Below are 24,879 nucleotides of genomic sequence, written 5' to 3' on the forward strand. Positions count from 1 at the left end.
ACTTCAGGCGACGAGCCCTCGCATCGGCTTCACTGCAGCGGAATCGGGAAACACCTTGTCGCCGAGGACCGCGGCGGAAAGGCCGAACTGATCGGCAAGCAACCCTTTCAGCACTGCCCTGACATCACTGGTCGGCGCGAGATCGCGTTGTTCGTAAAGCTGAGCCGGCTTCAACCCCGGCCAGTCGGCGATGACGCGGCCGCCCTTGATCGCGCCGCCGGCCAGCAGCACAACGGTGCCGGTGCCGTGATCGGTGCCGACGGTGCCGTTGACGTGCGCCGTGCGCCCAAATTCGGTGATGGTGACGATCGCCGTGTCCTTCCAGCGCTCGCCCAAGCCCTTCTCGAATTCCTCGAAGACGCCGTCGAGGCCGCCGAGCAAGGTGGCGAGCCGGCCGGTCGCACCGCCTTCATTGACATGCGTGTCCCAGCCATCGAAGGCCAGGGCCGCAACGCGCGGTCCGTCATCGGCCGCGATCAGCCTGGCGGCGCCTTGTGCCGCTTGCCGCATCCCCGCCGCACTGTCGAGGCCGCCCTTCGGCTTCATTGTCTTGCCCATCTTGTCGTCCACGGCCATCCGGTCGGCGTCGAGCCCCTTTTGCAGCGCCACCGCGAGAACCGGGTCGCGGTGCTGGTAGAGATCGAGAACGCGCGACGCGAGCCCGTCGGCGGGCGTCGGCAGCGATAGAGGCGCCCAGCCAAGCACCGGCGCCGCCCCACGGATCACCAGTGGTGTCGACGGCCCGACGGCCAGACCGCCAAGCGTTGCCACGCGGTCGCCTTCTGGCAGGTTTTCCAGCGCTCGATTGAGCCAGCCGGTCGTGACATGGCCGGGGCCTGCAAAGCCGCTTTCCAGCACATCCTGGCCATCGAAATGCGAGCGCTCGCGATAGCCGGTCGCGGCCGCATGCACGACCGCCGCCTGGTTATTCCCATACAGCCGCGCAAACACCGGCATCGCCGGATTGAGCGCGAAGAAGCCGTCGAGCGGCAGCGCCGCATGCGGGCCTGCCAGCGACAGGGCGATGTCGCCATGCAGGCCGGCATAGTCGGGATCGCCGACCGGACCGACCGCCGAGAGCCCGTCAAGTGCGCCGCGCAGCACGATGACGATCAGGCGCGGATCGCGATTGTCGGCGGCGCGGGCAAAGCGGGGCATGTAGGCCCAGGCAAACAATGCGCCGCCGGTCATCAATATCGCGCGGCGGGAGGGATCCGGTGTTTCGCACAGCAGGCTCATGATTTCGCCTCCACGGCAGCGATCTTCGCTGGAACTATCTGCGCTGGAATTCGGGAGCCATCAGCAACAGCGCCAGCCCTTGCTGCTTGGATTCGGCCCTTGCGATCGCTTGCCTCGTCTCCGGTGAGGCGGCAGGGCCGATCAGCACATCGAGCATGTCGTTGGGATTGCCGATATCCCGAGCCTGCCGCGCTGCCTGCCAGGCGATGTCGAGGCGGATCTTCATGCCCTCCGCCGATGCCCAGCCGTCGGCCCCGTCGGGAAAGCCGTTCGGTCCTGGCGGTTGCCACAGCGGCTCGCCCAGCGCGTTGAGCCAGCCGAGCGACTGGCCGGGATCTTTGGCCGGACCGGGGCCGGTCGCCCTGCGGATGGCGACGACATAGTCGAAGGGCGAACGCATCTTCGCCAATGGCGTCGACCACGCCTCCGGGATGGCGATGAGGGCGGCGGCCAGCGCCCGCAGATTGCCGTCGGTCTTGGCGAAGACCTTGGCGAGGCGGGCGATTGCAGACGGCGGCGGCGTGTCGGCGATGAAATGGCGGGCCACCTTGGTGGCGATATGCAAGGCCGTTGCCGGGTGGCGGGCGATATCGTTGAGCGCGGCCTCCGCCTGTCCCATGCCGCCGGCAGGATAGGTCTTGCCGAGCAGCACCGCATCCCCCGGCTCATGTGCGTTTGCGTTGAAGACAAAATTGCCGGGCTCGCCCAGCCGCCCGTCGCGCCCGGCCATCGTCCAGCCTGTGAGGATGCGTGCGAAACTGGTGACATCGGCCTGGCTGTAGCCGCTGCCGACGCCGAGCGTGTGCAGTTCCAAGATTTCACGGGCGAGGTTTTCATTGAGCCCGCGCTTGCGGTTGCTGCCCGCCCGAGAGTCCGGCCCGACCGACTGCTGGTTGTCGAGATTGAGCAGCATCGCCGGATGATGCTCCACCGCCAGCAGCATGTCGGCAAAGCGGCCGAGCACGAAGGGGCGGATGGCCTCCCGCTCGAAGGCGCCGGCGCTGGCTTCAATGAGGATGTCCTTCGCCACCGAAACACAGAAATGGTTCGACCAGAAACAGACGAGCCGTTCGACGAAGCCGGCCTTCGCCCGAACGGCCTTGTCGAAGCGCGCCTGTGCTTCCGCTCGGAACAACGTCGCCTCGACCTGCGGCACGACGGGTCTGTCGGTGGGCGCAGGCGCAAGCGCGGGGTGGGCTGGCGTGATCTGGGCGGGCAGGGCCTGTGCGGGCACAGCTTGGGCGCTCGCCGTCGCTGGCTGCGCTGCCGCCGTGCGCTCGCGCTGGAGCTGGAAATTTGCCGCCATGCTGGCCTGGATGGCCGGCGTGCTGCCCAGCAAGCCGGCATAGGCCGGATCGTCGAGCGAGATCATGGCGATGTCGGCTTGCCGCAGTTCCGCCCTGAGATAGCCGCGCGGGTCGCCGGCCAGCATCTCGCGGTCGCCGGGCCTTGCACCAAGCCCGAAGCGGTTGAATGCGACGAGTACCGGATCTGGCGGCAGGGAATTGGAGGCCGGGACAGTCAAGTCAGCTCTCCATCGCCTGAGCCTCAAGCGCCTGGCGCATGAGGCTCGTTCGAGCCGTTTCGTGCATAGTCAACAGGGGGAGGAGGCCGGCACGGAGTGGCCGACCCCCGACGCGCATCCTACCAGTGATGCCGGCGGTGCCAGACATGGTGCCGATGCCAGGCGTAGAAGGCCGGGCCATGCCGATAGATGTAACGAGGGTAGACCACCACACGATTGGGCACGCAGCGTCCCCAGGGATTGGGATGCCAGCCCGGACCGCAGCCCCAGGCGGCATGCTCGACCAGCGCCGGCGCGGCAAGCGGCGCCATTGGCATCGCCGAGGATGCCGCAGCCGTTGCAACCGTTCCGGTCACGGCGAGAGCCGCGGTGAGCACGTATTTTGTCAAATAATTCATGGCCATACTCCGAAGTGTCCGAGGTTGAAAACCTGCACGCACATGGTCCGGCAGGTGCTGCCCTTCTCCTGTTAAACGGCGTCGTCGGCGTTTTCCGTCGGTCGTCACGGCGATTTTTTTGGCACCGCCGACAGTTGCGACCCAGCGCGTCTAGTGAGCCCTTCCGCCAGTACGCGGCGGCCCTCGGCGGAACTTGCCACCGCGAACTCGACGATGCGCTGCTCAAGCCGCATGCGCACGGTGACGTCGGCATTGCGCGCCCGCTCCAGCGCCGCCGACAGGGCCGTCGCGTCCAGAACCGGCTGTCGCAGCAGGTCTGCCGCCTCGCGCCTGGCTTGCTGGCCGTCGAGGATGACCTGACGCGATTCGCGGCGAACGTCGCGCAGCGCCTCGCGGAACACCGTCCGATCCTGCTCGGGAAGCCGGCCGCCGGCCGTCTCCAATGAGTAGCCCTGGCCTGACTTGCCGCTTCTTATCCAGACGGCCCCGCCGACAAGCGCCCCGGCCAGGAAGACGTTGAGCACCACCGACAGGGTGACAAGGTTTCGGCTCATGTTCATAGGTCTTCCTCGATCGCGTCGCGGTCCGGGCTGGCGTCGCCGAACGCCGTCGCATTGGCGTCCAGCACATAGTGGTCCGACTGGACCTCGGGCGTGACGATGCTCACCAGGGCCAATCCGGCGACAGCGCCGGCCAGGCCAATGCCGGCAAGCCCCAGTCCGAGCCACCAGAACCGCTGACGCCGGCGTTGGGCGAGGTACCGGCCGGCGGCCTGCACGATGCTGCCGTGCAGGGCCTTGTCGGGCGCGCCGACGCGGTAGCCGTCCAGCAGGGCGTCAAGTCTCCCGGCATGCTGCAAAATGGCCTGGCCAGTCTCGCTCGGCGCAAAGATCGCGGCGGCTATCCGTTCGGCCTCAGGCCAACGCCGCAAGTCACCGCCATAGGCCGCTGCCAGGGCCGCAAAGCGCTTGGCATCCATTGCCGGTTCGTTCCTGGATCCTTCAGCCATGGTCTTCCCCTTGCCCATCGGTGCCGCTTGCCCGGTTCTCACTCATCGGCGCCATCCCTGGCCAGGATCGTCTGCAGCGACCGCCGGCCGCGCGAAAGCAGGCTCTCCAGGGCGTCGACGCTGATCTCCAGGGTCGCTGCCGCCTCGACGTTGGACATCTCCTGGTAATAGACCAGGACGATCGCTTCGCGCTGGCGCGGCGCTATGCCTTGCAGCGCTCGTTCGACCCGCTGCGCGTCTTCCTGCGGATGGGCATCGGGAAGTGCGGCCGGGTCGACCATTTCCGGCAGGTCGTCGGTCACCCATTCGCGCTTGCGGCGCAGCCGGTCGTAACAGAGGTTCAGCGTCACCCGGTGGATCCAGCTGTCGAAGCGCGCATTGCCGCGTCGCCAGCCCGAGGCATGGCGCCAGATCCGCACGAAGGTCTCCTGCGCGACATCCTCGGCCTCCGCAGCATCGCCGAGCATGCGCACGGCAAGCGCCAGGATGCGGGGCAGTTTGCGCGCGACGAGCGTCTGCACGGCTGCCGGATCGCCGGCGCCGACGCGGCGAACCAGCTCCTCGTCCGGATCGGCGCTCATCAGCCGGCGCACTCCCGATGTTCATCGCACGTCATTGCCTCTTGGTCATTGCTCCTGCTTGGGAGCGGTTTTGTGGCCCGGCAGTTCGTCGGCCGTCAGGACGCCGTCGGAATTCTTGTCGAGCCTGGCAAAGCGCTTGGCAAAGAAGGCATCGAGTTCGGCGCGGTCGATGAAGCCGTCATGGTTGGAATCGAGACGCGCGAAGGATTTGACGGGGTCGCCCTTGATGTTGCGCTTGGCCTGAAAGGCTTCCCATTCCAGCAAGCTGATCTTGCCGTCGCCATCCGTGTCGGCAGCCATGATCGCTTTCTCGCGCCGCTTCTGGAATTTGGCCAGCGTGATGTCGGACCTGGCCTTCGGCGTGGCCGGTGCGGCAACCGGCGGCGTCGCGGCAGGCGGCTGCGTCGCTGTCTGGGCGAGAGCCGCTACGGTCAGCAGGCTCATGGCAGCGGCAAGTATCGAACGACGTATCATGCGTTGGCGTCTCCGGTTGGCGCGTGGCCACGGCTTGAGCCGAGGTCACGCTTCGACCGTTAAACGCCGCGACGGGGGAAATCCGTCGGTCGCGCAATCTTGTTTCGGACGCATTTCCTGGATGCAAGGGCTCCGTCGATGGCCGCATTGACGTGCCAACCCTGCGCCTCAGCGCTGGACGTGAACCCGTGCCAGGTTTGGCGCCGGTTCAAGCAAAACCGCGTCGGCAGGGACCTAGTCTGATTGGTCGGCCGCGACCAGTTGGTCGGGCTTGAAGCCGGCATGTTGCGGGGTCCACACGTCACCCTCGCGGTTGAACCAATGGCACATGAATATGCCCGAGGCCGCGCCGTCGCTTATGGTCATCTTCGGGCCTCCGGACTTCAGCTTGACGACGTCTCCGGTCTTGAAATTGTTGGGCATTTTCGACCTCCATTCAGAGGCTTAGAGTTTCACACCAAACCGGGGCCTCGACAATGGCCGATATGCCTCGCCGGCGCCGCAAGCCTTAGCTCCGGCGGCGGTTCGGCCTTAACCTTTCCGTAAATATTAGGCTGCTACTTGGACAGCGATGGCCTCGTGGCGGAGCGGCTACGCTGGAGACTGCAAATCTCTGAAGCCTCGGTTCGATCCCGAGGCGAGGCCTCCATCCTCACTTACCTGTCCGACAAAAGCAGCGAACGGCCGGAGCCGAGGCTCGGCCCCGTGACGGCGCCATTGATTGCTGCTTGAAGGAATGGTGCCGCTTAGGTGACTCGAACACCTGACCCCATCATTACGAATGATGTGCTCTACCAACTGAGCTAAAGCGGCCCGGGAGGCCGAGCCTCCAAGATGCGGGGGTGATAGACTCAACCGGCGGCGAATTCAAGATGCGACTTGGCAATTCATGCAAGGGTTGCTTTACGGCCGTCGAAAGCCGTCCGCAGCGTTGCTCGCCAATCGGTGGCGAAGTCAGGCTCGTGGGGTTCGCACCCTCCTGCTGGTCAAAATTGATGAAACACGCTGATTTCGTTGCCGGAACAGCGTCGGAATGGACTTTGCGCACCCTGACAAGGCAGAATGCGCCGCTCGCCCGTTGATTGATTGGTCGCCTGCGGCTAACGATCATGGCAAGGTTGGGCAAACGTGCAGAGGGACCCGCTTGGACGCAATCGAAAAGGCGATCCGGAATGCCTTCGAGAAAGGCAATGCCGAGGACCGCGCGTTTCGCGAAAGGGTCTATCGATCGGCTTTTGCCGCGCTCGACCGTGCGCTCCAGGCCAATCCCGACGTGACGGTGGAAGTCGCCATCAAGCGCCGCAAGGCGATACAGGCGAAAATCACCGAAATCGAATCCGAATATCTGCCGGCGGTGCCGGATGTCGGCCCACAGGGTGATGCGCCGGCGGTCGAGCTTGGTGGGGACCCGGCTCCTGCGGTCGAGGTGGCTGCGGACCCCGCTCCTGCGGTTGAGACCGGGCAACCGGCATCACCCGTCGTTGTCGTTGACGAGCCCGTGCAATCCGCCTCCGATGCGCCTCGCTCGCGTGTGCTGCCAGTCGTTCCCGACATCATGCCGGACGCCGGCCTTCCCGGCGCGCCAGCCATCGACATGTCTGCTCCCGCCTCGGCCGACGCCGCGACGGAAGTGACGCCCGATCGCGATGAACGGCGCATAAGGGGGCGTCGACTGCCGTTGACTGCCATCTTCCTGACCGTGACTCTGCTTGCCGCTGTCGGCATCGGCCTGTTCTTTGCCATGCAGACCGGCGTGTTCAAGACACAGGCGCAGCTCGACACCGCTCCGCCCGAAGCGCCGCCGACCGTCAACGACGACGACTTCACACCGGCCGATGGCGACACCGGCCCAGCAAAGCCCGGTGCCGCGGACCAGTCGCGCGACTGGATCAACGTGTTTTCGCCAACCGACGCGTCGCATGTCAGCGCCCCGTCGGATGCCAAGGCCGAAGTGATGAAGGACGACACCGGGTCGTTCCTGCGCATCCGTTCCGGAGCCTCCGGTTCGGCGATCAGCTTCGATGTCGGGCAAGGCGTGCTGGAACAGCTCGCCGGCAAGCATGCCGTGTTCGACATCATTGCACGCTCCGAAGAAGGCAAGGAGACGCAGATTTCCGTCGACTGCAATTTCGGCGAACTGGGCGACTGCGGCCGCAAGCGCTACGCGGTCGGCCAGCAGCAGAACGAATATCTATTCGACGTGCAGTTTCCCAAGAAGCACCCGGGCTCGGCCGGCACGATCGCCGTCAATTCCGACTTCGACAAACAGGGCAAGGCGGCGGACATCTACGAAATCCGGGTCTCGGTCGAGCCGTAAGCGCATCCATGCAGGACAAGCGACTTAGCGATCGAGCAGCGCCTGCAGCGTCTCGATGCGGTCGGCCTCGTTGGCCGGCTTGTCCCAGCGCAGCCGCGAGATGCGGGGAAAGCGCATGGCGACGCCGGATTTGTGCCGGGTCGAGCGGTTGAGGCCCTCGAAGGCGACTTCCAGCACCAGGCCGTTATCGCGGTCGGCCCGCACCGAGCGCACAGGCCCGAAACGCTCGACCGTGTTGTCGCGGACATATTTGTCGATCTGCTTCAACTCTTCGTCGGTGAAGCCGAAGTAGGCTTTGCCGACAGGCACCAGTTCCTCTTCGCCCTCGCCGCCGGACCAGACGCCGAAGGTGTAGTCCGAATAGAAGCTCGAGCGCTTGCCATGGCCGCGTTGGGCATACATCAGCACGGCATCCACCGTGTGCGGATCGCGCTTCCATTTGAACCACGGGCCTTTCGGCCGCCCGGCGACATAGGGCGAGTCCCAGCGTTTCAGCATGACGCCCTCGATGATCGGATGCGGCGGTGCCCGGCGCAGCTCCTCCAGCGCCTGCCAGTCGGCGAAGTCGACAAATGGCGAAAGGTCGAAACGGCTCGGGTCGAGCATGCCGACAAAGGTTTCCAGTCGGCCGCGCCGCTCACGAAACGGCAGCGCGCGCAAATCCTCGTCGCCGATCTGCAGCACGTCGTAGCAGCGCATGAAGGCTGGATATTGCTGCTGCATCTTCGGCGTCACCGTCTTGCGGTTCAGCCTTTGCTGCAGGTCCGAGAAGGTGCCAGTCGCCAGCCGGGGATCGCCGACCAGCAGTTCACCGTCCAGCGTTGCCGAAAAATGCATGGCGTCGGCGAGATCCGGAAAGGCGCCGGAGACATCGTCGCCGGTGCGCGAATAGAGCCGGCGGCTACCGCCTTCGGCCACCGCCTGGACGCGGATGCCGTCCCATTTCCATTCGGCCGCATAGTCCGCGGGGTCGAGCTTTTCGAGATCGCCGTCGCCGACCGGGTTCGACAGCATGACCGGGCGAAACAGGGCCATCGCCGTATTCCTGGGCTTTTCGGCCTTGCCTTCCAGCCAGGCGAACAGCGCCGTGTAAGGCGGCGACAGCCCATGCCAAAGCTCCTCGATCTCGGTGACATCGACCTTGCCGAAATCCGCCAGCGCCTGTTTGGCCAGCCGCGCCGACACGCCGATGCGCAGGCCGCCAGTGACCAGCTTGATGATGGCAAAGCGCGCCGAGATGCCGGCGCTGTCGAGCAGTCCGGACAGCACCTTCGGTCCGTCGGAGCGGCTTGCCGCCTGCAGCCTGGCGACGACTTCGCCGAGCGTCGGCTCGCGGTTCGGGATGTTTCCGGGCGTTTGCGGCCAGACCAGCGACACCGTTTCGGCAAGGTCGCCGACATAGTCGTAGGAATAGCCGAACAGCACCGGGTCCATGCGCTCGGTCACCAGGGTGCGCAGCATCGCCGGCTTGACCGCGGCGATGTTGAGATCGCCGGTGATGGCAGCCAGCGCCAGGCCACGGTCGGGATCCCCCACGCTGCGGAAATAGTCGGTCAGCAGCGTCAGCTTGCCGTTGCGCGACGGCGTCAGCACCAGGCGATCGAGAAGTTCGGCGAAGCGGTTCATGCCCTCAATCGCCCTCGTCCTCGTAGCCGACCAGATGCAGCGGCCGTGCGGCGATGCCTTCGAGTTCGCACCAGCGCACCAGCGCTTCCTCGCGGCCATGCGTCACCCAGATTTCCTCGGCTCCGGTCTCCTTGATGGTGGCGGTCAGTTCGTCCCAGTCGGCGTGGTCTGATATGATCAGCGGCAGTTCGACGCCGCCTTGCTTGGCGCGTTGGCGGATGCGCATCCAGCCCGAGGCGAAGCACGAGATCGGATCGGGAAAGCGCCGCGCCCAGCGGTCGGCGAAAGCCGAAGGCGGACCGACCACGATGGCGCCCGCGAAATCTTGCTTGCCGCCCTCCACCGTTGCCGGTTCGAGCGTTCCGAGCTCGATGCCCTGGCTCTGGTAATATCCGCTGAGTCTGGCCAGCGCGCCATGGATGTAGATCGGCCGGTCGTAGCCGGCGTCGCGCAGCAGCCGCATCACCCGCTGCGCCTTTCCCAGCGCATAGGCGCCGACCAGATGCGAGCGTTCGGGAAACTGCGTCGCCGATTTCAGCAGGCGGGCGATCTCTTCCGTGTCGGGTGGATGGCGAAACACCGGCAGGCCGAAAGTCGCCTCGGTGATGAACACATCGCACGCGATCGGCTCGAACGGCGCGCAGGTCGCGTCTTTCTGCCGCTTGTAGTCGCCGGAAGCGACGATGCGCGTGCCCTGGTGCTCGACGGCGATCTGCGCCGAGCCAAGCACATGGCCGGCGGGATGGAAGCTGATGCTGACACCATCGAGGACAATCGTCTCGCCGAGCTGAGCTGCTTGCGTTGTGTCGGCAAAATCCTCGCCATAGCGCAGGCCCATGATGTCGAGCGTCTGCTGTGTGGCCAGCACCGAACGGTGGCCGGAACGTGCATGATCGGAATGGCCATGCGTGATCAGCGCCCGGTTCACCGGCCGCACCGGGTCGATGAAGAAATCACCTGGTGGGCAATAGAGGCCCTCGGGCCGGGGATGGAGCAGGTCTGAGGCGCGCATGATCCCCAAGATAGGATATAATTCCGCTGCGGGAAGCCTGTTGTATGTGACTGCTGACTCCCGCATACAGCACCGCCGGCTTCCATCCGCCGACAGGATCATCGCCCAGGACCCATTGCCATGAAACCGCTTCAGGCCTCGTCCGGCGACTTGAACGCCGATCGCCGTGCCGATTATGCCGAGATGCTGCATGCGGACGGCGATCATGCCGCGGCGGCGGAATTGCTGCTCGGTGCCCTGGAACTGAAGCCGCAATGGGCGATGGGCTGGTTTCGCCTCGGCGAGATGCAGCAGGCTGCCGGTGCGCCGGACCTCGCCGCGCAGGCATGGACGATGTCGCTGCAACTCGATCCGACGGATCGTCAAGGTGCCGCACTGAACCTGCAATTGATCGGCAGGGCGCCGGAGACCGGCTCGCTGCCCAGCGCCTTCGTCGAGACGCTGTTCGACCACTATGCCGACAGCTTCGAGGAATCACTGGTCGACAGGCTGGGGTATCGGCTGCCCGAATTGCTCGATCAGGCCATCCGGTCGACAAGGCCGGGCCGCTTCCCGCTGGCGCTCGATCTCGGCTGCGGCACCGGGCTCATGGGGCAGAGGCTGCGGCCCATCGCCGATCGGCTGGAGGGATATGACATTTCGGCCAGGATGCTGAAGCAGGCGCGGGCCAAGGGCGTCTACGATTTCCTCGGCAAGGCCGATCTGCGGGATTTTTCCTATGCCGGCCCGAAAGCCGATCTGGTGGCGGTGGCCGATGTCTTCATCTATGTCGGCGCGCTCGACGGCGTGGTGAAGACGGTTGCCGGCTTGCTTGCCGGCGATGGCCTGTTCGCCTTTTCCGTCGAGAGCCTGATTGGCAATGGCGATTTTGTGTTGCTGCCATCGCGCCGCTACGCGCATTCGGAACATTATGTGCGTGAAATCCTGGCTGCCAACGGGTTTTCGATCCTGTCGCTGGAAACGACCGTGATCCGGCAGGACCGCCGGGAACCCGTCAACGGGTTGGTCGTTGTGGCAGGCAAGCTACCGGGGGACGAGGCTGCGATCTCCTCCAGTCGCGCCCGCAGATAATCCGTGCTGCGAAAAAGTCTGATTTGCATGCGCGTCTGATATTTGCGATCTGGTCGCATCAAGGCGGGATATCAGGAGGAGCAGAGTCGATGCGCTGGAACATGATTGTCTTGGCATCTTGCCTGGTGACCGCCGGCTGCGCGGGCAGTTCGATGGCCGAGAGGCAGGACGCCGACATCCAGTCCTCCCTGCAGTATGACAGCGTGCCCTGCGGCCAGCTGCTGGCGCAGCGCAACGCGCTGGCACAGCAACACAATTTGTCGACGAAGGCGAAGCCGGCCTTCTCCAATCCGGCGATGGGCTTCGGCCCGTTCATGCCGGATGTGCGCTCCAAGGCCAAGCAAGATGCCGACAAGGCGACCGGCCAGATGGATGCCATGAACCGGTCGATCGATCGTCGCGATTGCGGCAAGCCAGACCAGCAGAAGAAACTGCTGCCTGGCTAGGATCGGGCAGGCGCCGCTCTCTATTCTTTGATGCAATTCCCTGAGGGAAAACGCCACCCGCTTTTCCCGGGAAAACCGTTTCACGCATTTCCAGGAATTGCTTAATACCCCGCTTTACGGTCGACCAGATTGTCGAGCTTTTCGCCGCGTTCGAAAGCGTCCATCTGGCGCAGCATGATCGGGGCCAGGTGGACAGGATCGGAGGTCGCCGCCGAATGCGGCGTCACGAACACTTTCGGATGTCCCCACAGCGGACTGGTCTTCGGCAGCGGTTCGACTTCGAACACATCGAGGCTCGCCTCCTTCAGCGTGCCGTCATCCAGTGCCCGCACGATGTCGGCGTCCTTCTGCAGGCGGCCGCGACCGGCATTGATCAGCACCGAGCCGCCGAGGCCGTTGCGCTTCCTCAGTTCCTTCAGCACGCCGTAATTGATGATGCCATGCGTGTCCGGGGTCAGCGGCAAAAGCACCACCAGAATATCGGTCGCCTTGAGGAAGGGGATCAGTCCCGCCTCGCCGGAGTAGGTCGCTACGCCTTTCATCGGCCGCTCGCTGCGTGACCAGCCATTGACGGCAAAGCCGAGCGACAAAAGCACCGAGGCGGCGGCGCGGCCGAGATTGCCGAGGCCCATGATGCCGACCGAAATGTCGTTGGCCGGCCGCTGCTGCGGCTCGTGCCAGATCTTTTTTGGCTGCTGCGACCGGTAGAGCAGGCCGTGGCGATGATGGTCGAGCACCCGCCAGACGACATATTCGGTCATGTACTGGGTGAGGTTGTCGGCGACGACCTTGACGATCGGCACATCCGGCAGGCCCGGGTCGGCGAAGATATGGTCGACGCCGGCACCGATCGAGAAGATGGCGCGCAGATTGGGCAGCGATGCCAGGATGTTCGGCTTCTGCTTCCACACCACCGCATAGGTGATCGACGGGTCGCTGGCGCCGTCCGGCTCCAGCACCACCTCGCGCTCGGCCGACAAGAGCTCGCGCCAGCGCTGCGGATGAAAACCGGTGACGGCAAGCAGGATGCGGCCTTTTTCCATCAATGGAGTTTCCCTGTTATGCGTGCCCGTTGTCCAGGCTATTCGCTGACGATGCCGACCGGCGCCGTCTCTATCTTGAAGGCGGCCGAGATCAGCGCCCGAGTATAGTCGGTTTGTGGATTTCCAAAAATCTGTTCGGAAGGGCCGGCTTCGACGATCCTGCCATTGCGCATGACGATGACGTCGTTGGCCAGCGCCCGGATGACTTTGAGGTCGTGACTGATGAAAAGATAGGCGAGGTCGTGCTTGGCCTGCAGGCTGCGCAACAGGTCGACGACCTGCGCCTGCACGCTCATGTCGAGCGCCGATGTCGGCTCGTCCAGCATCACGAAGCGCGGGTTGAGCACCATGGCGCGCGCGATGGCGACACGCTGGCGCTGGCCGCCGGAAAACTCGTGCGGGTAGCGGTTGCGGGTAGCGGGATCGAGCCCCACTTCCTTCAGCACGTCGGCGACGCGTGCGTCGCGCTGGTCGGGCGACAGTTTCGGTTCGTGGATCTTCAGGCCTTCCTCGATGATCTCGGCGATCGACATGCGCGGGCTGAGCGAGCCGAACGGGTCCTGGAAGACGATCTGCAATTCGCGCCGCAGCGGCCGCATGGCGTTGAAGGAGAGCTGGTTGATGTCGCGTCCGTTGAACTGGATGCTCCCGGTCGACGAGATCATCCGCGCCAGCGCCAGGCCGAGCGTCGTCTTGCCGGAGCCGGATTCGCCGACCACGCCGAGCGTCTGCCCGGCACGCACGGTGACATCGATGCCGTCGACCGCTTTCACATTGTCGACGGTGCGCCGGAAGAAGCCCTGCTTGATCGGAAACCAGACCTTGATGTCCTTGCCGGTCATGACAGGCTTGGCTGCCGCGTTGGCGGCCGGCGGCTTGCCCTTCGGCTCGGCGGCCAGCAGATGGCGCGTATAGGGGTGTTGCGGATTGGCGAAGATGTCCTTGGTCGGGCCGGTCTCGACGATCTTGCCCTTGGTCATGACGCAGACCCGGTCGGCAATCTTGCGCACGATGCCGAGGTCATGGGTGATAAACAGCATCGACATGCCTTTGCGGCTTTTCAGCCCGGCCAGCAGCTCGAGGATCTGCGCCTGCACGGTGACGTCGAGTGCCGTCGTCGGCTCGTCGGCGATCAGCAGTTCCGGTTCGTTGGCCAGCGCCATGGCGATCATCACGCGCTGACGCTGGCCGCCGGACAGCTGGTGCGGATAGGCATCGAGGCGCTTTTGCGGATCGCGGATGCCGACCTCGTTGAGCAGGGCCAGCGTGCGGGCCTTGGCCGGGCGGTCGGCCATGCCCTGATGCAGTTTCAGGATTTCGACGATCTGCTGCTCGATCGTGTGCAGCGGATTGAGTGAGGTCATCGGCTCCTGGAAGATCATGGTGATCTTGTTGCCGCGCACCTGCCGCAACTGCTTCTCGCTCATGGCAAGCAGGTCGGCGCCCTGGAACAGGATCTTTCCCGAGGGATGGCTGGCGCTGGGATAGGGCAACAGCTTCAGCACCGACAGCGCCGACACCGATTTGCCGGAGCCGGATTCGCCGACCAGCGCCACCGTCTCGCCCTTGGCGATGTCGAACGAGATATGGTCGACGGCCAGCGACTGCTGTCCGCCTTGGGCAAAGGCGACGCTGAGGTCCTGTACGCTGAGCAGGGGTGCTTCGCTCATTTGAACGTCTTGCGTGGATCGAAGGCGTCGCGCGTCGCCTCGCCGACAAAGACCAGCAGCGACAGCATCAGCGAGATGACGACGAAGCCGGAAATGCCTAGCCACGGCGCATTGAGGTTGCGCTGCGCCTGCTTCAGCAACTCACCGAGCGAGGCGGATCCTGGCGGCAGGCCGAAGCCGAGGTAGTCGAGCGAGGTCAGCGTCGAGATCGAGCCCGAGAGCAGGAAGGGCATGAAGGTCAATGTCGCCACCATGGCGTTGGGCAGCAAATGCCGGAACATGATGGTGCGGTTGGGTACGCCGAGCGCGCGCGCCGCGTTGACATATTCGAAATTGCGGGCGCGCAGGAACTCGGCCCGCACCACGCCGACCAGCGCCACCCAGGAGAACAATAGCATCAGGCCGAGCAGGATGAAGAAGCCCGGCGGCAGGATGGCGGCGACGATGAGCAGGAGATAGAGCACCGGGATCGCCGACCAGATTTCGATGAAACGCTGGAACAGGAGATCGGTCCAGCCGCCGAAATAACCTTGCACGGCGCCGGCCGCGACGCCGATCAGGGCCGAGCCGGCGGTCAGGATCAGGCCGAACAGCACCGAAATGCGGAAGCCGTAGATGACGCGCGCCAGCACGTCGCGCGCCTGGTCGTCGGTGCCGAGCCAGTTCCAGTTGCCGACGATGCAGGCCGGATCGGCCGCCCCTTGCGGATACTGGCTGCAGCGCGCCTTGGCGTCATATCGCCAGGACGGCTTGGCCGGTGCCGCTTCCGGAATGGCGTTGTTGACGGTCTGGTAGGAGTAGCGGACCGGCGGCCAGATCATCCAGCCATGGGCGTTGATCTCGTCCTGGATGACCGGGTCGCGATAGTCGGTGACCGCGTAGAAGCCGCCGAACTTTTCCTCGGGGTAGGCGACCAGCACCGGAAACAGGATTTCGCCCTTGTAGGAGGCGATGATCGGCTTGTCGTTGGCGATGAATTCGGCAAACAGCGACAGCACGAAGAGGACGAGGAATATCCACAGCGACCAGTAGCCGCGCCGGTTTGCTCTGAAGTTCTGCAGGCGGCGCTTGTTGAGCGGCGACAGCCACGGCCGCACGATCCGCTCCGGTGCGGCCTCCGTGGTTGCGGTGGTGTCCGACATCAGACGTCTCTCCGCTCGAAATCGATGCGCGGATCGACCCAGGTGTAGAGCAGGTCGGACAGCAATCCGACGAACAGCCCGAGCAGCGAGAAGATGTAGAGATTGGCGAACACCACCGGATAGTCGCGCTCGACCACCGACCGGAAGCCGAGCAGGCCGAGGCCATCGAGGGAAAAGATGTTCTCGATCAGCAGCGAGCCGGTGAAGAAGGCCGAGATAAAGGCGCCCGGAAAACCGGCGATCACGATCAGCATGGCGTTGCGGAAGACGTGGCCGTAGAGCACCTGCCGCTCCGACAGGCCCTTGGCGCGCGCCGTCACCACATACTGCTTGCGGATCTCTTCCAGGAAGGAATTCTTGGTCAACAGCGTCGTGGTGGCGAAGGCCGACAGCACCAGCGCCGTCAGCGGCAAGGTCATGTGCCAGAAATAGTCGATGATCTTGCCGGACCAGGATAGCTGGTCCCAATTGTCGGAGGTGAGGCCGCGCAGCGGAAACCAGTCCCAGAACGACCCGCCGGCAAACAGCACCATCAGCATGATGCCGAACAGGAAGCCCGGAATGGCATAGCCGACAATGACGACGCCGCTGGTCCAGACGTCGAAGGGCGTGCCGTCCTTGACCGCCTTGCGGATGCCGAGCGGGATCGAAATTAGGTAGGACAGAAGCGTGATCCACAGCCCGATCGAGATCGACACCGGCATTTTTTCCAGGATCAGGTTGAGCACCGAAATATCGCGGAAATAGCTGTCGCCGAAATCGAAGCGCGCATAATTCCACAACATCATGCCGAAGCGCTCGAGCGGCGGCTTGTCGAAGCCGAACTGCTTCTCCAGCTTCTTGATGAATTCCGGATCGAGGCCTTGGGCGCCGCGATATTTTGAGCTGACATCACCGGCGACATCGACATTGGCGCCACCGACCGCGTCGCCACCGCCGCCGCCGAGGCGATCGCTGCCGCCCTGGTTGGTCAGCCGGGCGATGACCTGCTCGACCGGGCCGCCCGGCGCGAACTGGATGACGGCGAAGGATATCGCCATGATGCCGAACAGGGTCGGGATCATCAACAGGATGCGGCGCAGGATATAAGCGCCCATCAGGTCTTTTGCCCTGCTTGAGCGAACATCTCAGCCTTTGCCAATTTTTGCCGCCTTGCCCTTATCGAACCACCACAGCGTCTCGACCGGAAAGCCGAAATCGGGCTTTTGCTCGACGAAGTCGAACATGTCCCAATAGGCGACGCGGTGATTCGCCAGATAGTATGTTGGAATCCAGTCTAGCCGTGCGCGCAAGACCCGGTCGAGCGCCCTGAGCGCGGTGACGAGTTCGTTTCGGCTTTGCGCCTTGCCGGCTGCCACGATCAGCGCGTCGATGACCTTGCTTTCCGTGCCCGGATAGTTGCGTTGCCCCGGCGTTTTCGCCATTCGGGAATCATAGAGCATCTCCAGGCCGTCTTCAGTCGGCGTCGCTCCGATCGACCAATGCAGCACGGTAAGATCGAAGTCGAAATCACTGTGCCGCTGTTCATATTGTGCTGAATCGATTTGCCGGATCGAGGCGTCGATCCCGATCGCCTTCATATTCTCGGACCATGGGGTGAAGATGCGAACGATGCCGTCATCCTCTGCCAGCATTTCAACCTGCAGACGCTCACCCTTGTCGTTGACGACGAAACTGCCCGCACGTTTCCAGCCGGCTTGCGCAAGCAATCTCGAAGCCTCGCCCAGCAGCTTGCGGTCATGGCCCGAGCCGTCGGACAGAGGCTGCGTCACGGCTTCGCCAAAGACCTCTGGTGGCAACTCGGCTCGGAACGGTTCCAGCAGGGCCAATTCGCCAGGCGAGGGCAGACCTTCGGCCTTATAATCCGACCGTTCGAAGTTCGATTGAGAGCGCTCGTAGGAACCGTAAAACAGGGCCCGCTTCATCCATTCGAAATCGAAGCATCTGGCGATCGCCCGCCGTACCCGCTCGTCGCGAAATTGCGTACGACGTTGATTCAACGCCACGCCCTGCATGTCTGGCGTCTTCTCACCGGGAAATTCCCGTTTGACGATCTTGCCATCCTGCAGCGCCGGAAAGTCGTATCCGGTCGCCCATACCCGCGCGGTGAATTCCTCGCGAAAATGCGTGTCGCCTTTCTTGAAGGCTTCAAAAGCCGCCTGCCGATCAAGATAGAAGTCGATGCGGATGCGGTCGAAATTGTAGAGGCCACGGTTCACGGGAAGATCGCGACCCCAATAGTCGGCGACGCGGTCATATTCGACAGTCTGCCCCGCTGCCACGCGCCCTATCTTGTAAGGCCCCGAGCCGAGCGGCGGTGTCATCGTCGAGGCATCGAAATGATTGGCCGTATAAAAGGCCTTGGACACGATCGGCATTGCCACGATCGCAAGGATGTTCTGCGGCGACTGCTTGCCGTTGAAGGTCAGGTCAAGAGTGGTGGGATCGACCGCGACCGCTTCCGTCATATACCGCAGCGCCTTGGAAAGGTTTGGATGGCCTTGGTCTTTGTAAAGCTTCAACGCGAAGGCAACGTCTTCAGCGGTCAGCGGCGAACCGTCGTTGAAGCGGGCTTGTGGTCGTAGGCTGAAACGGAAGCCATTGCGGTCTTGCGACAAGGTGACGGACTCGGCAAGCAGGCCATAGACCGCATCCGGCTCATCGAGCGCGCTTGCCATCAGAGAATCGAAACAAAGCTCCGTTCGCGGCGGTGAATCTCCTTTCAACACCAGGGAATTCAAGGTGTTGAAAGTCAGGAAGCTCTGATTCAAGGTGGCGTTCGGTGGCGCGAAGTTCATCTGGCCGCCCTTGGGCGCGTCCGGATTGACATAGTCGAAATGCGGGAAGTCCAGCTTGTATTTGAGATCACCGAAAGCCGACAGGCCGTGCAGTTTTACGCCAGTCGGGACGGCGGCAAAGGTGCGGCCAGGCAGCAGGGCGGCGGCGGCGGCAGCACCGCCCAATGCCAGAAAATCGCGGCGGGCAAGGACCGCCATCAATTGCCGCCCTTGTACTTGGCCGCCAGCGCCTTTTCCTTATCGGGGTCGATCCACCAGGAATCGATGTCGGCGCCGACATAGGCGGGCTGCTTGTCTGGAAAGCCGAACTTGTCCCAATAGGCCAGCCAGACGGCGGACCGGTGATATTGCGGCACGACGTAGAAGTTCCACAACAGGATACGGTCGAGCGCGTGGGTGGCGGCGACAAGGTCGTCGCGATCGGTGGCGAAGATGATGCGGTCGACCAGCGCGTCGATGATCGGATCCTTGATGCCCATCAGATTGCGCGAACCCGGTGCATTGGCGGCTTTCGAAGTCCAGAAGTCGCGTTGCTCGTTGCCTGGCGAATCCGACTGCTGGAGAAGCCCCGTGACGACATCGAAATCGAAATTGTTGACGCGGTTGATGTACTGCGTCTGGTCGATGATGCGCAGCGTGGCGTCGACACCGATCTTGCGCAGATTGTCGATATAGGGGCTGGCGATCACCTGGTCGGTGTCGTTCCAGCCGAGAATTTCGAACTTGAACGGCGCTCCGGTCTTGGCATTGACCATCTTGCCGCCCTTGATCACCCAGCCGGCCTTGGCGAACAGATCAACCGCCTGTTTCAGGTACTTTCGTTCCGCTTGCGGGGAATCGTAGACCGGCAGCTTGAATTCCTGGGTGAAGAGTTCGGGCGGCAGCTTGTCGCGATATTTTTCCAGGATTTCCAGCTCCTTGCCTTGCGGCAATCCGCTCGATGCCAGTTCGGTGCCCTGGAAATAGCTTGATGTGCGGGTGTTGAAGCCGAAGAACAGCGTGCGGTTCATGCTCTCGAAATCGAACGGGATGGTCAGCGCTTCACGCACCAGCCGGTCCTGGAACAGCGGCCGCCGCTGGTTGAGGACGAAACCCTGCATCGCTTGTGGCGCCTGGGTCTGGAAGTCCTTCTTGACGACATCACCGGCTTTGAATGCTGGAAAATTGTAAGCCGTTGCCCATTTGCGCGAGCTGTATTCGCGGTTGATGTCCTCCAGCCCACCCTTGGTGAAGGCCAGCCAGGCGGCGTTGTCGTCGAGTATATAGGTGTAGCGTCGCGTGTCGAAATTCTCGCGGCCGATCTTCACCGGCAGTTTGGCTGCCCAGTAGTCGGGCACGCGCTGCCAGATGATTTCCGAGCCGGGCTTGAAACTGGCGATCTTGTAGGCGGCCGAACCGAGCGGAATTTCCAGCGTCGGCTTGGTCACGTCGCGCTTCTTGCCGTTGGCATCGGTGCCTTCCCACCAGTGTTTCGGCAGCACGGCAAGGTCACCGATGATCTTCGGCAGTTCCCGGTTGCCCTTCTGGTTGAAATGGAACTCGACCTCGCGGTCGGAGACGGCGACCGCATCGGTGACGTTCTCGAAATAGCGGCTGTATTGCGGGCTGTTCGCCTTCAGCACCTGGAACGACCAGATCACGTCGTCGACGGTGATCGGATGGCCGTCATGCCATTTGGCGCGCGGGTCGAGCCGGTAGGTCGCGGAGGAATAGTCGGCCGGATATTTGTAGGCTTCGGCGATCAGCGGATGGCTGGTGCTGCCTTCGTCGGTCGCCTGCTCCATCAGAGTGTCATAGAGCAGGCCCCCGCCGAATCCGACCAGTCCGGCGGCCGGCGATCCCTGGACGATATAGGGGTTGAAGCTGTCATAGGTGCCGGGCACCACCGAATTCAGCGTGCCTCCCTTGGGCGCGTTCGGGTTGACGTAGTCGTAGTGCTGGAAATTGTCGCCGTATTTGGACTCGCCGATCAGCGAGGAGGTGGTGCGCCATTCGTCGGCTTGTGTCGCTTGCAATCCTGCCGCCAGCAGGGCTGCCGCCAGCAACGATTTGAGAAGCGTTCGGCCCACCGTCATGCACTGTCCTCTTCGCGCTGCGTGTCCATCCCAGAAAGGCAATCTAGTTGATTTGCCGCTCGTGAAAACCGCAATGCGCGGCTTTGTCGCTGCATATGCGATCTTGCTAACAAAAAAGCCGGGCTGAACCCGGCTTTTTCAAGATCGTTGAGGTTACAATTTGTTTATTGGGCAGGCGCCGGTGCCGGAGCGGCTGGAGCCGGGGCGGCGGGGGCTGGCGCGGCCGGAGCCGCCGGCTTGGCGGGAGCAGCACCCTCGGCCGGCTTGGCCGGGGCGGCTGCTTCGGCAGGCTTGGCGGGTGCCGTTGCGTCGGCTGCGGCCCCTGGCGCCGGCAGCGGCTTGGGATTGTCGGACAGCGTGCGCAGATAGGCGATGACGTTGGCGCGGTCCTCGTCCTTGGGCAGGCCGGCAAAGCCCATGGCCGTGCCCTTCACGAATTTCTTCGGCGAGGTGATGAAGTGGTTGATGTTGTCATAGGTCCACTTCTCGGTGCCGCCCTTGGAGAATTCCTTCATGCCGGCCGAATAGGCAAAGCCTTCATGCTCGCCAACTGGACGGTCGATGAGATCCCACAGATCGGGGCCGACCTTGTTGGGGCCGCCCTTTTCACCGGAATGGCAGGCCTGGCACTTCTTGAACACGGCAGCGCCCGCTTCGACATTGGCGGTCGCCAGAAGGTCGGCAATCGGCTTGGCTTCGGCAGCCGGAGCGGCCGGGCCGCCTTCGGCGGGCTCGGTGGCTTCGATGGCGAAGCCGGGCTTTTCCGGCGCCGGCGAGGCAAACAGCGCATCGGACACAAGGCCAACCGAGAAGACCACGAAAACAGTTCCGAGCAATCCGGCGAGCAGCTTGTTGACTTCGTTGGAATCCATACGCCCCTTGCTCCCTTTTCCGGCGGACCGATCCGTCCACTCCGTCCGTCGGTATCGTGACCCACCCTGCTAAGGCGGTCAAATCGGGCGGAAACTAGGTCTTTTGCTCCGGCGTTGCAACACCTATAAGGGCGCTTCCAGTGAGACCTTTTGCCACTTTTCCCTTCCCCTTTTGAGACGCCGTGCAACGCGCATGTCCACGCTGATCCTGATCCCGGCCCGCATGGCCTCGACCCGCCTGCCGGGCAAGCCGCTGGCCGACATCGCCGGCGCGCCGATGATCGTCCATGTTGCCCGCCGCGCGGCCGAGGCCGGCCTCGGCCGGGTCGTGGTGGCGACCGACACGCAAAGCGTGGCGGAAGCGGTGCGCGCGCATGGTTTCGAGGCCGTGATGACGCGCATGGATCACGAATCCGGCTCCGATCGCATCCACGAGGCCTTGGTTGCGCTTGATCCCGAACGCAAGGTCGAAACGATCGTCAATGTGCAAGGCGATTTGCCGACAATCGATCCGGAAATCATCGCCGCGTCGCTCAGGCCGTTCGAGGACAGGGCGGTGGATATCGCCACGCTCGGCGTCGAGATCGTCCGCGACGAGGAAAAGACCAATCCCAACGTCGTCAAGATCGTCGGCTCGCCGCTCTCCGGCACCAGGCTGAGGGCGCTCTATTTCACCCGCGCCACCGCACCATGGGGCGAGGGCGCGCTGTACCACCATGTCGGCCTCTACGCCTATCGGCGCGCAGCACTCGAGCGCTTCGTGGCGCTGAAGCCGTCGCCGCTCGAACGGCGCGAACGGCTGGAACAGCTGCGGGCACTGGAAGCCGGTATGCGCATCGATGCCGAGATCGTGCGTTCATTGCCGCTTGGCGTCGACACGCCGCAAGACCTCGAACGCGCCAGAACCATCCTTTCACACTGAACCATCCCTTCGAACAGAGACACTTTGAACCGAGTACTTGGGCATGCCTGAAAAGACCAACAGAATATCCTTCCAGGGCGAGCCGGGCGCCAATTCCGACACCGCCAGCCGCAACGTCTATCCCTCGATGGATCCGTTGCCGTGCCCAACCTTCGAGGATGCGTTCAACGCGGTCGAGACGGGCAAGGCCGACCTCGCCATGATCCCGATCGAGAACACCATCGCCGGGCGCGTCGCCGACATCCACCATCTGTTGCCGGAATCAAGGCTGCACATCGTCGGCGAATATTTCCTGCCAATCCATTTCCAGCTGATGGTGCTGCCCGGCGTCAAACGCAACGAGATCAAGACCGTGCACAGCCACATCCACGCGCTTGGCCAGTGCCGCAAATACATCCGCAAGAATGGCTGGAAGCCAGTGGTCGCCGGCGACACGGCGGGTTCTGCGAAGCTGGTTTCGGAGGTCAAGGACCGCACCATGGCGTCGCTCGCCCCGGCGCTCGCGGCAGAGCTCTACGGGCTCGACATCATTGAGGAGAATGTCGAGGACACCGATTCCAACGTCACCCGCTTTGTCGTTCTGACCAAGAACAAGCAATGGGCCGAACGTCCATCGGCCGACACCAAGATGATGACGACATTCATCTTCCGCGTCCGCAACGTGCCGGCCGCGCTCTACAAGGCAATGGGCGGTTTCGCCACCAACGGCATCAACATGACCAAGCTGGAGAGCTACCAGTTGGGGGCGTTCACCGCGACGCTGTTTTACGCCGACATCGAGGGCCATCCCGACGATCCGCTGGTCAAGCTGGCGCTGGACGAGCTTCGCTTCTTCTCCCGCGAGGTGCGGATCCTGGGCGTCTATCCGGCCAGCGAGTCACGCGAGCAGTGGAAGGTGGCTGACTAAATCACCGCACCCAGCGGCACGTAGTCGATCTCCATGAAGGTCTCGACTTCCGGCACCCAGCGGTCACGCACGAAGGCGACGTGGTCCGGATGGTCGTTGTATCTGGTGTAGGCGGCCTGGTCGGCGAACTCCATCGAGAAGCCGAAGCGGTAGTCGTTCTTGGGGCTGACCTGCCGCATTTGCTCGAAATGCGTGACGCCTTTTATCGCCGACAGGATTTTCTTGGCGTCGACCAGGAACCTCTTCTCCTCCAGCGAATGCGGCGGGTGCTTCAGCGTGAAGACGACGGTGTGACGGATCATTTTCTGCTCCTGCAATGTCTTTCGGTATTGGCTGCCATTACTCGCTGTCCACCCAGGCGCGGATGAGGTGATGCGCAATGGCGCCTTTCGGTGGCGTGACCAGATCGCCCGGATGTTCCCTGGTCAGCATCAAGCGCACCTCGTCGCGGGCAAACCAGCGGCAGTCTTCAAGCTCGTTGAGGTCGGCCTGGATGTCGTCGTTGAGCGGCTCGCCGAAGCAGCCGATCATCAGCGAATAGGGAAACGGCCAGGGCTGGCTGGCGTGATAGACGACGCGGCCGAGCCGGATCCCAGCCTCTTCCAGCGTTTCGCGGCGCACCGCGGCTTCGATCGTCTCGCCCGGTTCGATGAAGCCGGCAAGGGCCGAATACATACCCGGTCCGAAATGCCGACCGCGCCCGAGCAGGCATTTCTCCCGCGTCGCCGTCAGCATGATCGCCACCGGGTCGGTGCGCGGAAAGTGCTCCGTGCCGCAATTTGGGCAATGCCGTTTGTAGCCGCCGGCCCGCATCTGTGATTCGGTGCCGCATTTGCTGCAGAAGCGATGGCTTGCATGCCAGGCGAGCAGGGCAGCGCCTTGCGCCATCGCGCCGGCGGCCGCCTCATCGATCAGCCCTTGCATGTAGACCGAGCGGTAGTCGATCGCCTTGACGGTCTCGGGCAAATGTTCGGCCTCGACGCCGGCCGGTATCGCCAAGATGGGTCCCAGGTCGGAAAAGCCGAGCAGGACGCCGTGGGCGAAGGAAACCTTGAACGGCTCGCTCTCGGCGGCGCCGAACCAGGGGTCGAGGCCACCGTTGCCCCCGAGCTTCAGATAGAGCCGGCCGCCATTCATCAGAAGCAGCCGCGTCGTCGGATCGGCCAGCGCCTTGTCGACGGAATCGTCGACACGGTTTTCGGATTGCCGGTCGATGATGTTGCCGGCAAAGCCGACGAACTGGCTCGGCTCGCGCAGCGGCGCGTCAAACAGGCGGAAGCTCATGCGGACTCTGATGCTTTGGGATGGACACGGGGAAGGCTTATAGCGCCGCCCTTATCGTTTGGGCAAACCGGCGCAGGTCGGAACGCTGATAGGGCTCGCGCAGGCCGTGTCCCCACACCGGGCCTGGCCAGCCGGGATCGCCCTCTGAACGCGCGACGACATGGATGTGCAGTTGGCGCACGATGTTGCCGAGCGCGCCGGTGTTGATCTTGGTGCAGCCGGTTGCCTTCTTCAGCGCCTGCGCCACCATATTGGTCTCGAAGGTCAGCATTGCCTGGTCGAGCGGCGTCATGTCGTGGATTTCTTCCGCGCCAGGCCGCTGCGGCACCAGCAGCAGCCATGGCCAGCGCCGGTCGTTCATCACCCGCAATTCGCACAGCCCAAGCCACATCAACTGTTCGCTGTCCGCCTCCAGCCGGGCATCCAGCGTGAATCCGGCCTTAAGGCCCGGCAGCATCGGCGTTTCCC

Annotated in this window: 25 protein-coding genes and 2 tRNA genes; 6 read left to right on the plus strand and 21 right to left on the minus strand. The window is 63.6% G+C overall.

Annotated features, from left to right (window positions below):
* Window positions 1–3 precede the first annotated feature (3 nt).
* The 8 genes from AC1D08_RS03680 to AC1D08_RS03715 form a co-directional block, all read right to left on the minus strand.
* Window positions 4–1,239: a DUF1501 domain-containing protein gene (locus AC1D08_RS03680; RefSeq protein WP_457150594.1), complete on the minus strand. Its 1,236-nt coding sequence runs from the start codon at window positions 1,237–1,239 to the stop codon at window positions 4–6.
* Window positions 1,240–1,273: 34 nt separating this feature from the next.
* Complete coding sequence (locus AC1D08_RS03685; RefSeq protein WP_457150593.1) at window positions 1,274–2,764, minus strand: DUF1800 domain-containing protein; 1,491 nt, start codon at window positions 2,762–2,764, stop codon at window positions 1,274–1,276.
* Window positions 2,765–2,883: 119 nt separating this feature from the next.
* A complete protein-coding gene (locus AC1D08_RS03690) occupies window positions 2,884–3,162 on the minus strand; it encodes a GCG_CRPN prefix-to-repeats domain-containing protein (RefSeq protein WP_095084283.1) in 279 nt (92 codons plus the stop codon).
* Window positions 3,163–3,266: 104 nt separating this feature from the next.
* Window positions 3,267–3,716: a periplasmic heavy metal sensor gene (locus tag AC1D08_RS03695; RefSeq protein ID WP_457150592.1), complete on the minus strand. Its 450-nt coding sequence runs from the start codon at window positions 3,714–3,716 to the stop codon at window positions 3,267–3,269.
* A 2-nt stretch (window positions 3,717–3,718) separates the two neighbouring features.
* On the minus strand, window positions 3,719–4,171 hold the full coding sequence (locus AC1D08_RS03700) for a hypothetical protein (RefSeq protein ID WP_457150591.1): 453 nt from the start codon (window positions 4,169–4,171) through the stop codon (window positions 3,719–3,721).
* 38 nt (window positions 4,172–4,209) lie between these two features.
* Window positions 4,210–4,752: an RNA polymerase sigma factor gene (locus AC1D08_RS03705; RefSeq protein WP_457150590.1), complete on the minus strand. Its 543-nt coding sequence runs from the start codon at window positions 4,750–4,752 to the stop codon at window positions 4,210–4,212.
* Window positions 4,753–4,797: 45 nt separating this feature from the next.
* Entirely contained in the window at window positions 4,798–5,226 is a 429-nt protein-coding gene (locus tag AC1D08_RS03710) for an EF-hand domain-containing protein (protein ID WP_095082540.1), read from the minus strand.
* Between the two features lie 234 nt (window positions 5,227–5,460).
* A complete protein-coding gene (locus AC1D08_RS03715) occupies window positions 5,461–5,649 on the minus strand; it encodes a YodC family protein (protein ID WP_457150589.1) in 189 nt (62 codons plus the stop codon).
* A 150-nt stretch (window positions 5,650–5,799) separates the two neighbouring features.
* Here AC1D08_RS03715 and AC1D08_RS03720 point away from each other — a divergent pair.
* A tRNA-Cys gene (locus tag AC1D08_RS03720) sits at window positions 5,800–5,875 on the plus strand.
* A gap of 88 nt (window positions 5,876–5,963) precedes the next feature.
* Here the strand turns inward: AC1D08_RS03720 and AC1D08_RS03725 are convergent.
* Window positions 5,964–6,039: transfer RNA gene (locus AC1D08_RS03725), tRNA-Thr, on the minus strand.
* A 331-nt stretch (window positions 6,040–6,370) separates the two neighbouring features.
* Between AC1D08_RS03725 and AC1D08_RS03730 the strand changes: the two genes are divergently transcribed.
* Window positions 6,371–7,543: a hypothetical protein gene (locus AC1D08_RS03730; protein WP_457153204.1), complete on the plus strand. Its 1,173-nt coding sequence runs from the start codon at window positions 6,371–6,373 to the stop codon at window positions 7,541–7,543.
* Window positions 7,544–7,567: 24 nt separating this feature from the next.
* Here AC1D08_RS03730 and AC1D08_RS03735 read toward each other — a convergent pair whose 3' ends face one another.
* Together AC1D08_RS03735 and AC1D08_RS03740 are read right to left on the minus strand one after the other, a co-directional pair.
* Entirely contained in the window at window positions 7,568–9,169 is a 1,602-nt protein-coding gene (locus tag AC1D08_RS03735; protein WP_457153205.1) for a cisplatin damage response ATP-dependent DNA ligase, read from the minus strand.
* 4 nt (window positions 9,170–9,173) lie between these two features.
* On the minus strand, window positions 9,174–10,181 hold the full coding sequence (locus AC1D08_RS03740) for a ligase-associated DNA damage response exonuclease (protein ID WP_457153206.1): 1,008 nt from the start codon (window positions 10,179–10,181) through the stop codon (window positions 9,174–9,176).
* 120 nt (window positions 10,182–10,301) lie between these two features.
* Here AC1D08_RS03740 and AC1D08_RS03745 point away from each other — a divergent pair, with 120 nt between their 5' ends.
* Window positions 10,302–11,252 carry a class I SAM-dependent DNA methyltransferase gene (locus AC1D08_RS03745; protein ID WP_457153207.1) on the plus strand — a complete coding sequence of 317 codons (951 nt, stop codon included), beginning with the start codon at window positions 10,302–10,304 and terminating at the stop codon, window positions 11,250–11,252.
* 89 nt (window positions 11,253–11,341) lie between these two features.
* Window positions 11,342–11,698, plus strand: coding sequence for a hypothetical protein (locus tag AC1D08_RS03750; RefSeq protein ID WP_457153208.1), 357 nt, complete (start codon window positions 11,342–11,344; stop codon window positions 11,696–11,698).
* Between the two features lie 101 nt (window positions 11,699–11,799).
* On the opposite strand, the gene AC1D08_RS03755 is transcribed toward AC1D08_RS03750, so the two are convergent.
* From AC1D08_RS03755 to AC1D08_RS03785, 7 genes are all read right to left on the minus strand, one after another.
* Window positions 11,800–12,741, minus strand: a complete 942-nt coding sequence (locus tag AC1D08_RS03755) for a 2-hydroxyacid dehydrogenase (protein ID WP_457153209.1) — start codon at window positions 12,739–12,741, stop codon at window positions 11,800–11,802.
* Window positions 12,742–12,779: 38 nt separating this feature from the next.
* Window positions 12,780–14,411 (minus strand): ABC transporter ATP-binding protein, encoded by a 1,632-nt coding sequence (locus tag AC1D08_RS03760; RefSeq protein ID WP_477305024.1) that lies wholly within the window; start codon window positions 14,409–14,411, stop codon window positions 12,780–12,782.
* Window positions 14,408–15,553 (minus strand): ABC transporter permease, encoded by a 1,146-nt coding sequence (locus AC1D08_RS03765; protein WP_457154404.1) that lies wholly within the window; start codon window positions 15,551–15,553, stop codon window positions 14,408–14,410. Before AC1D08_RS03765 ends, AC1D08_RS03760 begins: the two co-directional genes overlap by 4 nt.
* Window positions 15,553–16,650, minus strand: coding sequence for a microcin C ABC transporter permease YejB (locus AC1D08_RS03770; RefSeq protein ID WP_095082500.1), 1,098 nt, complete (start codon window positions 16,648–16,650; stop codon window positions 15,553–15,555). The genes AC1D08_RS03765 and AC1D08_RS03770 overlap by 1 nt, the downstream gene beginning before the upstream one ends.
* 30 nt (window positions 16,651–16,680) lie before the next feature.
* Window positions 16,681–18,549 (minus strand): extracellular solute-binding protein, encoded by a 1,869-nt coding sequence (locus tag AC1D08_RS03775; RefSeq protein ID WP_477422563.1) that lies wholly within the window; start codon window positions 18,547–18,549, stop codon window positions 16,681–16,683.
* Window positions 18,549–20,426, minus strand: a complete 1,878-nt coding sequence (locus AC1D08_RS03780; protein ID WP_477422565.1) for an extracellular solute-binding protein — start codon at window positions 20,424–20,426, stop codon at window positions 18,549–18,551. The genes AC1D08_RS03775 and AC1D08_RS03780 overlap by 1 nt, the downstream gene beginning before the upstream one ends.
* Before the next feature lie 164 nt (window positions 20,427–20,590).
* The gene (locus AC1D08_RS03785) at window positions 20,591–21,298 is read right to left on the minus strand and encodes a c-type cytochrome (RefSeq protein WP_095082494.1); all 708 of its coding nucleotides are present in this window, start codon (window positions 21,296–21,298) and stop codon (window positions 20,591–20,593) included.
* Between the two features lie 193 nt (window positions 21,299–21,491).
* On the opposite strand from AC1D08_RS03785, the gene AC1D08_RS03790 reads away from it, so the two are divergent.
* Window positions 21,492–22,220 carry a 3-deoxy-manno-octulosonate cytidylyltransferase gene (locus AC1D08_RS03790; RefSeq protein WP_095082492.1) on the plus strand — a complete coding sequence of 243 codons (729 nt, stop codon included), beginning with the start codon at window positions 21,492–21,494 and terminating at the stop codon, window positions 22,218–22,220.
* A 43-nt stretch (window positions 22,221–22,263) separates the two neighbouring features.
* On the plus strand, window positions 22,264–23,127 hold the full coding sequence (locus tag AC1D08_RS03795) for a prephenate dehydratase (RefSeq protein ID WP_457153609.1): 864 nt from the start codon (window positions 22,264–22,266) through the stop codon (window positions 23,125–23,127).
* On the opposite strand, the gene AC1D08_RS03800 is transcribed toward AC1D08_RS03795, so the two are convergent.
* The 3 genes from AC1D08_RS03800 to AC1D08_RS03810 are packed head-to-tail and all read right to left on the minus strand — an operon-like array spanning window position 23,124 to window position 24,868.
* A complete protein-coding gene (locus AC1D08_RS03800; RefSeq protein ID WP_457153608.1) occupies window positions 23,124–23,429 on the minus strand; it encodes a Dabb family protein in 306 nt (101 codons plus the stop codon). The genes AC1D08_RS03795 and AC1D08_RS03800 overlap by 4 nt on opposite strands.
* Before the next feature lie 37 nt (window positions 23,430–23,466).
* Window positions 23,467–24,411 carry an NAD(+) diphosphatase gene (nudC, locus tag AC1D08_RS03805; protein ID WP_457153607.1) on the minus strand — a complete coding sequence of 315 codons (945 nt, stop codon included), beginning with the start codon at window positions 24,409–24,411 and terminating at the stop codon, window positions 23,467–23,469.
* Window positions 24,412–24,448: 37 nt separating this feature from the next.
* A complete protein-coding gene (locus AC1D08_RS03810) occupies window positions 24,449–24,868 on the minus strand; it encodes an HIT family protein (RefSeq protein WP_184877469.1) in 420 nt (139 codons plus the stop codon).
* Between the last annotated feature and the right edge of the window lie 11 nt (window positions 24,869–24,879).

The sequence above is a fragment of the Mesorhizobium sp. P2_E6 genome (assembly GCF_056403835.1).

Coding starts and splice junctions, on each gene's coding strand:
- AC1D08_RS03680 (WP_457150594.1), bottom strand. CDS start 1,239: ATGAGCCTGCTGTGCGAAACACCGGATCCCTCCCGCCGCGCGATATTG.
- AC1D08_RS03690 (WP_095084283.1), bottom strand. CDS start 3,162: ATGAATTATTTGACAAAATACGTGCTCACCGCGGCTCTCGCCGTGACC.
- AC1D08_RS03695 (WP_457150592.1), bottom strand. CDS start 3,716: ATGAGCCGAAACCTTGTCACCCTGTCGGTGGTGCTCAACGTCTTCCTG.
- AC1D08_RS03700 (WP_457150591.1), bottom strand. CDS start 4,171: ATGGCTGAAGGATCCAGGAACGAACCGGCAATGGATGCCAAGCGCTTT.
- AC1D08_RS03705 (WP_457150590.1), bottom strand. CDS start 4,752: ATGAGCGCCGATCCGGACGAGGAGCTGGTTCGCCGCGTCGGCGCCGGC.
- AC1D08_RS03710 (WP_095082540.1), bottom strand. CDS start 5,226: ATGATACGTCGTTCGATACTTGCCGCTGCCATGAGCCTGCTGACCGTA.
- AC1D08_RS03715 (WP_457150589.1), bottom strand. CDS start 5,649: ATGCCCAACAATTTCAAGACCGGAGACGTCGTCAAGCTGAAGTCCGGA.
- AC1D08_RS03735 (WP_457153205.1), bottom strand. CDS start 9,169: ATGAACCGCTTCGCCGAACTTCTCGATCGCCTGGTGCTGACGCCGTCG.
- AC1D08_RS03740 (WP_457153206.1), bottom strand. CDS start 10,181: ATGCGCGCCTCAGACCTGCTCCATCCCCGGCCCGAGGGCCTCTATTGC.
- AC1D08_RS03745 (WP_457153207.1), top strand. CDS start 10,302: ATGAAACCGCTTCAGGCCTCGTCCGGCGACTTGAACGCCGATCGCCGT.
- AC1D08_RS03750 (WP_457153208.1), top strand. CDS start 11,342: ATGCGCTGGAACATGATTGTCTTGGCATCTTGCCTGGTGACCGCCGGC.
- AC1D08_RS03755 (WP_457153209.1), bottom strand. CDS start 12,741: ATGGAAAAAGGCCGCATCCTGCTTGCCGTCACCGGTTTTCATCCGCAG.
- AC1D08_RS03760 (WP_477305024.1), bottom strand. CDS start 14,411: ATGAGCGAAGCACCCCTGCTCAGCGTACAGGACCTCAGCGTCGCCTTT.
- AC1D08_RS03765 (WP_457154404.1), bottom strand. CDS start 15,553: ATGTCGGACACCACCGCAACCACGGAGGCCGCACCGGAGCGGATCGTG.
- AC1D08_RS03770 (WP_095082500.1), bottom strand. CDS start 16,650: ATGGGCGCTTATATCCTGCGCCGCATCCTGTTGATGATCCCGACCCTG.
- AC1D08_RS03775 (WP_477422563.1), bottom strand. CDS start 18,549: ATGGCGGTCCTTGCCCGCCGCGATTTTCTGGCATTGGGCGGTGCTGCC.
- AC1D08_RS03780 (WP_477422565.1), bottom strand. CDS start 20,426: ATGACGGTGGGCCGAACGCTTCTCAAATCGTTGCTGGCGGCAGCCCTG.
- AC1D08_RS03785 (WP_095082494.1), bottom strand. CDS start 21,298: ATGGATTCCAACGAAGTCAACAAGCTGCTCGCCGGATTGCTCGGAACT.
- AC1D08_RS03790 (WP_095082492.1), top strand. CDS start 21,492: ATGTCCACGCTGATCCTGATCCCGGCCCGCATGGCCTCGACCCGCCTG.
- AC1D08_RS03795 (WP_457153609.1), top strand. CDS start 22,264: ATGCCTGAAAAGACCAACAGAATATCCTTCCAGGGCGAGCCGGGCGCC.
- AC1D08_RS03800 (WP_457153608.1), bottom strand. CDS start 23,429: ATGATCCGTCACACCGTCGTCTTCACGCTGAAGCACCCGCCGCATTCG.
- nudC (WP_457153607.1), bottom strand. CDS start 24,411: ATGAGCTTCCGCCTGTTTGACGCGCCGCTGCGCGAGCCGAGCCAGTTC.
- AC1D08_RS03810 (WP_184877469.1), bottom strand. CDS start 24,868: ATGCTGCCGGGCCTTAAGGCCGGATTCACGCTGGATGCCCGGCTGGAG.